This window comes from Microcoleus sp. CAWBG27 (assembly GCF_020883145.1).
GTDB lineage: Bacteria > Cyanobacteriota > Cyanobacteriia > Cyanobacteriales > Microcoleaceae > Microcoleus.
Genome location: NZ_JAHREU010000073.1, coordinates 26620 through 35211, shown reverse-complemented (window position 1 = coordinate 35211; position 8592 = coordinate 26620). Strand labels below are relative to the sequence as shown.

At 46.0% G+C, this 8592-nt stretch carries 6 protein-coding genes; 3 read left to right on the top strand and 3 right to left on the bottom strand.

What is annotated here, in order from left to right; genetic code table 11:
• Nucleotides 1-140: 140 nt before the first annotated feature.
• Together QZ938_RS27975 and glgA are read right to left on the bottom strand one after the other, a co-directional pair.
• Nucleotides 141-512 carry a DUF4342 domain-containing protein gene (locus QZ938_RS27975; protein ID WP_293148520.1) on the bottom strand — a complete coding sequence of 124 codons (372 nt, stop codon included), beginning with the start codon at nucleotides 510-512 and terminating at the stop codon, nucleotides 141-143.
• 326 nt (nucleotides 513-838) lie between these two features.
• Nucleotides 839-2314, bottom strand: a complete 1476-nt coding sequence (glgA, locus tag QZ938_RS27970) for a glycogen synthase GlgA (RefSeq protein ID WP_293148518.1) — start codon at nucleotides 2312-2314, stop codon at nucleotides 839-841.
• Between the two features lie 405 nt (nucleotides 2315-2719).
• Between glgA and QZ938_RS27965 the strand changes: the two genes are divergently transcribed.
• The 3 genes from QZ938_RS27965 (at nucleotide 2720) to QZ938_RS27955 (ending at nucleotide 7506) form a co-directional block, all read left to right on the top strand.
• Nucleotides 2720-3403 carry a sigma-70 family RNA polymerase sigma factor gene (locus QZ938_RS27965; RefSeq protein WP_293348833.1) on the top strand — a complete coding sequence of 228 codons (684 nt, stop codon included), beginning with the start codon at nucleotides 2720-2722 and terminating at the stop codon, nucleotides 3401-3403.
• 485 nt (nucleotides 3404-3888) lie between these two features.
• The gene (locus QZ938_RS27960; RefSeq protein WP_293348830.1) at nucleotides 3889-4884 is read left to right on the top strand and encodes a DUF1822 family protein; all 996 of its coding nucleotides are present in this window, start codon (nucleotides 3889-3891) and stop codon (nucleotides 4882-4884) included.
• A gap of 108 nt (nucleotides 4885-4992) precedes the next feature.
• The gene (locus QZ938_RS27955; protein ID WP_293348827.1) at nucleotides 4993-7506 is read left to right on the top strand and encodes a CHASE2 domain-containing protein; all 2514 of its coding nucleotides are present in this window, start codon (nucleotides 4993-4995) and stop codon (nucleotides 7504-7506) included.
• 264 nt (nucleotides 7507-7770) lie between these two features.
• On the opposite strand, the gene QZ938_RS27950 is transcribed toward QZ938_RS27955, so the two are convergent.
• Nucleotides 7771-8499 carry a response regulator transcription factor gene (locus QZ938_RS27950; protein ID WP_293348824.1) on the bottom strand — a complete coding sequence of 243 codons (729 nt, stop codon included), beginning with the start codon at nucleotides 8497-8499 and terminating at the stop codon, nucleotides 7771-7773.
• Nucleotides 8500-8592 lie beyond the last annotated feature (93 nt).

Genomic DNA, 8592 nt, shown 5'->3' with positions numbered 1-8592 from the left:
CTTCAGCGCTCTTTTGAATATATAAGAGAAGAGCGCCCAAGCGCAACTACGTACCTTTTATGACTCTGGTATGTTGTTGCGCTTCAGCGCTCTTTTGAATATATAAGAGAAGAGCGCCCAAGCGCAACTACGTACCTTTACTACTCTTTTCGCTCGATAACCACACTCAAATGAGCGACAACTGCCCCAACTGTTGCCAATACAGCAGCAATTGGAAAGACTACACTCCCTGCAACACCGCCTACCAATCCCGCCATCAGCGGAATGTCTGCTAAAATCCGCCCTTCTGAGTTTTTGATGACGAGGCGGCGGAGTTTTCCTTGCTCAATTAGTTCTTTGACTTTACCAATTAAACTGTCGGCGCTAATCTTAAATTCTTCCACTCTAACTTTTTCCTCTGTTACGAACTCTGAGGTGAATAAAGGAGTTTCAACTGTTGGGTTAGCTGAATTTCCGGCTGCTGCTTCGTCTTGGAGGATTGTTACTTGTTGTTCTAGTTGTTGTGAGTTCATTTTGTGTAGGGCGGGCGAACACCAGCCGTTTAATTTCTATACTTCTATCTTGTGCGATCGCACTTCGCACCGACAGGCAAGAAAACCCTACAAGCTGCATTCGTACTTTCCGCCCCCGCCTTTTCACCCAAAACATTATCTCTGTGGACAGCGTTAATCAGTTGACAGTTGACAGTTGACAGTTGACAGCGTTAATCAGTTGACAGCGTTAATCAGTTGACAGTTGACAGTTGACAGCGTTAATCAGTTGACAAATGACCAATGACTAATGACCAATGACCAATGACTAATGACTAATGACTAATGACTAATGACCAATGACTAACTTATTTGTGCCGAATTAGCTCGTAAATTTCCACATAGTCTTTAGCTGGATATTTCCACGAATTATCGCAATTCATACCTTGAATCATCAGCTTTTCAAAGTCATCATGATAGTCATACCACAATCCGATCGCCCGATCGAGCGCCGACTCTAAAGCGTAGTAGTCTGTTTGGTGAAATACGTAGCCGTTGCGCTCTTCGGGTAAGTGGTTGGTGTCGTAATCGCGATCGAACACCGTATTCACCAAACCGCCCACGCCCCGCACCACAGGCACCGTACCGTACCGCAACCCGATCATCTGAGTCAGCCCGCAGGGTTCGTAATTGCTCGGCACCACAATCATATCCGCACCCGCGTAAATTAAGTGCGACAGTTCCTCATTAAAACCGAGTTCCAAATGGCAGTCGGGATTGTCATTTAAAACCCATTTTTCGTGCTGGAAATGCGCGTTAATTCCCGCTTCCGTCGCCGAACCCAAAAGTACGAATTGCGCGCCTTTGCTCAGACAGTAATAAATTGCATGGTGGACGAGGTGAACGCCTTTTTGGTCGTCCAAACGACCGATAAAGGTAATCAGAGGCTTGTCAGCATCGCGCATTAACAGCCGATCGCGCAAAGCTGTTTTAGTTTCGGCTTTTCCTGCCAAATCCTCCTGAGTGTAGTGTTGCGGAATATAGCGATCGCTCTCGGGATTCCACACGTCGTAATCGATGCCGTTGAGCACCCCGCGAAATTTGTCTTGATATATATGCAAAGTGTGGCCCAAACCGTAGCCGAACTCGCCGACGTGAGCTTCCCAAGCGTGGTGCGGCGAAACCGTCGTCACAAAGTTCGAGTACACAATGCCACCTTTCATAAAGTTGATGGCAAAGGGGTTAAAATTATCTCGCAGGCGATCGTACTGAAAATAATACTCATCTCGATTCAAACCCGTTGCTTGCAAAATCTCACTTCCGCCCATGCCTTGATGTTTGAAATTGTGAATGGTATAGCAGACTCGCTGATTTTCCATCCAATTGTATTTGTAAATTTCAAACAGCATGACTGGAACCAAGCCAGTTTGCCAATCGTGACAGTGAATCACATCCGGGCGCTTGTTGCTTCTTAGCAAAAATTCTAAAGCAGCTTTGCTAAAAAACGCAAACCGCATATTGTCATCATTGCAACCGTAATAACAGCCGCGGTTAAAAAAGTTATCTTGCGATCGAGGTTCGATGAAAAAACATAATACCCCGTGTACCCAGCCGCAATAGACATCGCATAGGATTTCGCCGCCGTACCAGGGCACCGCCAAATCCCGATAGGCATCGTGCAGCCCCCAAATGTGGTCGTACCTCATGCAGTCGTATTTGGGCAGAATAATCTCGACGGCGTGGCCGGAATTCTGCAACTCCCGACTCAACCCATAAACTACGTCCCCCAAACCGCCTGCTTTGATGACGGGGGCGCACTCTGAGGCAATTTGTACGATGTACATTTTTTTTGCTTACTCCTGGCTGAATCAAAAAATATTTTCTTAACTTGACAAAGTATATGATTTCTCGCCAAATAAGCAAGTCGCTCGTTAGACATAAAAGGGCGATCGCGCTTCCGGCTAGCAGAATTCGGGGCTGTGGCCCACAAACGCAGGCGAGACAAAGGACACATACGCGGCACAGCCTCAAAAGTCGAGTTCTACCTTATTCGATCGCATTTGTCAACTAAATATTTCAAAAATTTTTGTGGAATTTTCGCGAAAATTTCTCGCAGGATGCTGATAACTGATTATCAGACAACACTTGTTTGGCTACCAAACATCAACTCAGCGATTCTATTGTGGAAACTCAACCAGCAAATGCCGTGTCTAGCATTCATCCAGAGACTCTTCAGGAGGCCCTCGCCGATGCCCGACACCAACAATAGGGAGAACAATTTAAACCAACAACTCAAACAGCTAGTTGCTGAAGCCTGTTCGCATCCGCCCAAAAGCTTGATGCGACGGCAAAAACTCAGCGAGATAGTGAGGCTGATCGTGAGATCCGGCAAACTTTGGCAAGAAAACACGCCTCATTATAACGATGCCCTACAGCAAACTTGGGTGTATTTTTGTCGCAATGTTTGCGTTTGCGAAGAGAACACCACAAGAATTTTCGATCCGAATCGAGCCAGTCTCATTACTTGGCTAGGCAACTATCTCATGATGCGGCTGAGAGACTTTTGTATCGAAGAAGCAAAGGATCAAAATAGAGTTATTTTCCCGACAAATTTAGACGATTCAGAACTAATTAACCCGATAAATAATGTCGAAAATCCGCCGACTCATTCTGACAGTCCGCTAGTTATTCTAGAAGAGACTAAAAAATGGGTGCTGGCAGATATAGAGGGAGAGTTAAGAAGCGTTTACATCAAAGAACGCCCCGATGTCACTTGCCAAATCTTAATTTTGAAGCGTCTTCCCCCGGAGACTCCCTGGAAAAATATTGCTCTTGAATTTAACTTGCCACCGTCAACCGCGCCCAACTTTTATAAAAGAGAGTGTTTGCCCCGCTTGCGAAATTTTGCCAAAAAGCAAGGATATCTAGAATGATAGTTGACAGTTGATAGTTGACAGTTGACAGTTGGCAGTTGGCAGTTGGCAGTTGACGGTTGAGAGTTAACAGTTAACAGTTAATAGCGATGTTTGTTAGACTTGAATTAAAATATCGCCGCTCAAACAACCTTGGAATAGGGAGCAGTTCAGTTTTGTGAAAAGCATTTTTTTTATTATAGTGCGAGCGTCCCCGCTCGCGGATTCTACAACTCGCGAGCGGGGACAGCACTATAAATGCCAAACTGAGATGCTCCCTTGGAATAGGGCATAACAACCCTGAAAATTGGGTAATTTTTAATTAGTAATATAGCGCTTCTCAGAAAAGTGAGGTATGCCCTATGCCCTATGCCCTATGCCCTATGCCCTATGCCCTATGCCCTATGCCCTATCCCCATAAGTACCTCATCTTTTTGAGAAAGGCTAGAGAAAAGTATGTTTTTGAGTTTTCATCATAAAACTATAGTTCAAAGAGGAGAATCCCGATGAATGGCAATCTTAACAATATCAGGCAATCATCTATTCCACTGCCCATTACTACAGCAGCGCTGCGGCTGGCAGAGAACTTTTCAAATATTAAAGGATTGAGCACAGCAGAAAAAAGAGACCAAGTTTATTTCAACACTTTAGCTGTATGTGCAGTAAAAGATTACATGGAAATGATGGATATTCCTACAGATTTGAAAGCCAGCGACAGTTGGAACCCTGCCATGCGCCTTTACACCGATGCAGCAGATTTGAAATTAACTCAATTTGGCTATTTGGAATGCCGCCCTGTGAAGTCTGGCAAGTTTTGTGACATTCCGCTAGAAATACCTGACGATCGCATTGGTTTAGTGGCAGTTGAAATCGATACACAGCGGCAAGAAGCTACTTTGCTGGGATTTATTGCAACTGCAAGTGCTGGCGAGTTGGCGATCGACAAATTACAAAGTGTTGAAAAATTGCTGCTACATTTGGATAGTCTGAAACGAAGCAAAAAAGCTGTACAACTCAGTCAGTGGCTGCACAATATTTTCGAGGCCAGTTGGCAGTCTGTAGCAGAAGTTTTAGCGCCACCAGAACCTAGTTTAGCTTTTCGTTACGGCAGCGCAGTCGTGCGGGCTAAGACGATCCATCTGACACCAGATATCTCGGAACCAGTATCAACAACCCTCAACTATTTTCGGGGAAAACCTAATTTAGATAGGGGTGTAGGAGTAGCTGCCGAATCTGTAGCTTTGGTGGTGGCGATCGCACCAACGACTGATAGTGATATTAATATTAAAGTACAGGTGCATCCGATCGCCCGAGCAGACAGCTTGCCGCTCAACCTGACTCTGAAACTCATCGACGGCGAAGGAACGACTGTCATGGAAGCTTGTGCAGTCAAAAAAGACAACGGCTGCATGACACTGGAATTTGCTGCCGATCGCGGAGAATGTTTCAGCGTTGTGGTAAAACTGAAAGAAATATGTATAGCAGAGAATTTTGTCGCTTAAATCTGCCCGCTGGTTACAAGCTGTTCAGCATTAAAATTGAACCTTTACCAGGAAGTTAGCTTGAGGAATCAAAAATCTCAGTGTATCAAAGACCTGAGAGTGTCAACCATGCAAAAATTAGTTGTCTTAAAGCTAGATGATAACTTGACAAAAGGCGTGCGAGCTACTCTGGAAATCGGCCCGGAAGGAGAACGGGCCACAGTAGAAATCCAAGGTTTCCTGCCTCCGAAACCAGAAATAGCTGACAACTACGATCGCTGGCAGTCAGTGTACCGCAGTTTGGGAGATTTCCGCATTAAGCCGATCGCAATTACCATTAGTAGCTCTCGTGCGGAACAGTTGGCAAAATGCCGGGATTTGGCAGCACAATTAAGCCAGCAAATCAATAGCTGGCTCTATTCCGAATCGTTTCGCCAACTCAGAGAAACATTGCTCGCACAATTAAGCCCGTTGGACACAGTTCGATTTTTAATCAAAACTGACGACATTGTTTTGCGGCGGCTGCCTTGGTACTGTTGGGATATTTTCGATCGCTATCCGAAAGCCGAAATTGCTTTAAGCGCCACTTCTATAAAACCGCAGGTTTGGGATCCCCCTAAATCCCCTTTAAGAAGGGGGAATTTGACACAATTCTCCCCCCTTTGTAGGGGCGGTGCCCCCGTGCCCGCCCGCTGGGGGGGATCTCCGATTTCAGATCCCCCTAAATCCCCTTTAAGAAGGTGGAATTTGAGTGAATTCTCCCCCCTTTGTAGGGGCGGTGCCCCCGTGCCCGCCCGCTGGGGGGGATCGGAGAGTTTTGGAAAAGGTCATAAAAATCTCGTCAGAATTTTAGCAATACTGGGTAACAGTCAAAATATTGATATTGAACAAGACTGCAAAATCTTGGCAGAATTGCCATCAGCAGAAATTACATTTTTAGTCGAACCAAGCCGCCGCCAAATCTGCGAACAGCTTTGGGAAAAAAACTGGGATATCTTATTTTTTGCCGGACACAGTTCTACCGACAGCGACGGTCGAAGTGGTAAATTTTATATCAATAAAACCGAGAGTTTAACAGTTGAGGAACTGAAACACGGTTTCAGGCTAGCAGTTAACAGCGGCTTGCAATTGGCTGTTGTGAATTCCTGCGACGGATTGGGCCTAGCGCGACAGCTAGAAGATTTGGGAATCCCGCAAACGATCGTGATGCGGGAACCGGTGTGCGATCGAGTTGCCCAAGATTTTTTGAAGTATTTTCTCCAATTTTTTTGCAGCGGGGAATCTTTGTATGTGTCAGTGCGCCTCGCGAGGCAAAGATTGGCAGAATTAGAGTCAGAAATTCCGGGCGCGGATTGGCTGCCGGTAATTTGTCAAAATCCGGCATCCCAGCCGCCGACTTGGCAAGAGTTGCTGCACAAACCCGAGGTGAAAAATGCCAGTAATTCGCCATCTTTATCTTGGCGGCGCCGTTTTGGGAGCGGGCTGTTGTCGATCGCAATTGCTGCTGTTTTTGTCCTGGGAATGCGATCGCTGGGCTGGCTGCAAGTATCGGAATTGCAAGCTTTTGACGAATTGATGCGCCTGCGTCCCCCCGAAAGCTCGGATTCGCGTTTGTTGCTGGTGGAAGCAACGGAAACGGATATCGAAAAATACGGCTTTCCGCTGCCGGATGGGACGATCGCCAAAGCAGTAGCAAATTTAGCACAGTATCGGCCGCAAACGATCGCCCTGGATATCTTTCGCCCTCGCCCCTCCGGAGTCGGTTATGCGGCATTGGCTGCTAGCTTTAAGAGCGATCGAAGTTTAATTGGTTTGTGCAGCGTCAAAGAAAGCGGCAAACCGAACAAATGCGGCATCAAACCGCCGCCTGCACTGCCAAAAGAGCGCCTCGGGTTCAGCGATGTGGTGGCTGATGCCGATGGCACTCTCCGCCGCCACTTGTTGTTTATCCAGCCGCATAGAACCGATAGTTGTGCTACTGAACATTCTTTAAACATGAGGGCTGCGCTCCATTACCTAGCAGCAAAAGGCATCACACCAGAAACTCTACCAGGAGATAAGATAGAGCTGGGAAAGGCGGTTTTTGCACCGATTCACGGCAGTACAGGCGCTTATCACAACCTGGACGATCGCGGTTTTCAAATTATGCTCAATTATCGATCGCCCCAAAATTTTATTCGGCGAGTTAGCCTGACACAACTGTTAGAAGGAAAAGTCAGTCCCAATTTGATTAAAGACCGAATTATTTTTATAGGTGTGACGGCGCCGATTTCCAATCCCGATTATTTTTTTACACCCTACAGCGCGCGAGAAATACCTTATCAGAAAATGCCGGGGGTGTTGCTTCAAGCACAAATGTCTAGTCAAATTATCAGTGCTGCTTTGGATGGGCGCCCGCTGCTGCAAATTGTTCCTGTGTGGCAAGAAATGCTGTGGATTTTGGGCGGCGCAGCAGTTGGCGGCACGATCGCGATTTTCAGCCGGCGCAGGCTGTTTGCGGTGTTGCGGGCGATCGCTTTTGCGGGGATTTTGGGCGGAGTTTGCTGGTTTTTGCTAATCCAGGGTTGGTGGGTGCCTTTGGTACCGTCGGTTGTGGCAATGTTGGGGGCGTGTGGTATTGCGATTTTTTGTAAGCGAATCTAGAACCGTCTCTGTTAGATAGGTACGTTGTTGCGCTTGAGCGCTCTTAGTATATCTACGATCGGAGCGCTGAAGCGCAACTACATACCTTTTTTTTGGGATTTTAAATTATATCACATCTGGCTGTACCGGAATTGTTAAACCACAGAGAGCGCAGAGGACACAGAGGGAGAGTATAGAGAGATGAATTATCATTCCTATGAAGAGCGGATTTGAATTTATTTATTCAATAGACTTGTATTGCCAAATTATTTTGGCAATTCAATCCTAATTGGAAAATATCCTGTGATTGCGAGCATTCGGAGCAAATGTGTAACCGTATCCGCGAACTGTTTGAATAAAATTTGGCACAGCCCGATCGACTTTAGCCATTTTCTTGCGAATCTGGCCGATATGCACGTCCACCACTCGCTCTTCTGATGCGTAATTGGATTTCCAGCCCCAAATTTTTTCGATTAGCTGTTGGCGAGTCCAAGCTTCATCTGAATGAGTTGCCAAAAAACACAAGATCTCATATTCTAATTTGGTTAGAGTCAAAGTTTTATCCTGCAATCTTACTTCCCTACTCATTAAATCAATTTCTAGTTGACCGCAGACAAGGCGGGGCGGGTTGACGGTTCTCCCACGCCGCAACAAGACTTCTACTCTAACTGCTAGTTCTTCAATACTGAAGGGTTTGCACATAAAATCGTCAGCACCTGCTTGCAGGATTTTAATTCGATCTTCTTCGGCGGTGCGGCTGCTCAGAATCGCGACTAAAACATTCGTCCGCTTTTGCATTTCTTGACAAAGTTTATAGCCTGTAGTATCGGGCAAATTCCAATCTAAAATCACGAGAACTGGGTTGAATTCATCAAATATTTCTAATGCTGTTTGGCCGTCGGCTGCAAATTGTACTTCATATCTCTGTTTCAGAAAGCGGTAGACTAGATTGCGGACGGGGGCGTCGTCTTCTACAACTAGAATTTTGGTGTTTTGAGCGGCAGAGATTTTCATAATTTTCAACTCAATTGTTAATGGTGCAAAGTTAATTAGTAATATCATGTCCGGTCAAACAACTATCATGATTTGGGTTCGTAGTGAGGACTT

Excerpts from the sequence above, each read along its gene's own strand:
- QZ938_RS27975 (WP_293148520.1), bottom strand. The coding sequence starts at position 512 with ATGAACTCACAACAACTAGAACAACAAGTAACAATCCTCCAAGACGAA.
- glgA (WP_293148518.1), bottom strand. The coding sequence starts at position 2,314 with ATGTACATCGTACAAATTGCCTCAGAGTGCGCCCCCGTCATCAAAGCA.
- QZ938_RS27965 (WP_293348833.1), top strand. The coding sequence starts at position 2,720 with ATGCCCGACACCAACAATAGGGAGAACAATTTAAACCAACAACTCAAA.
- QZ938_RS27960 (WP_293348830.1), top strand. The coding sequence starts at position 3,889 with ATGAATGGCAATCTTAACAATATCAGGCAATCATCTATTCCACTGCCC.
- QZ938_RS27955 (WP_293348827.1), top strand. The coding sequence starts at position 4,993 with ATGCAAAAATTAGTTGTCTTAAAGCTAGATGATAACTTGACAAAAGGC.
- QZ938_RS27950 (WP_293348824.1), bottom strand. The coding sequence starts at position 8,499 with ATGAAAATCTCTGCCGCTCAAAACACCAAAATTCTAGTTGTAGAAGAC.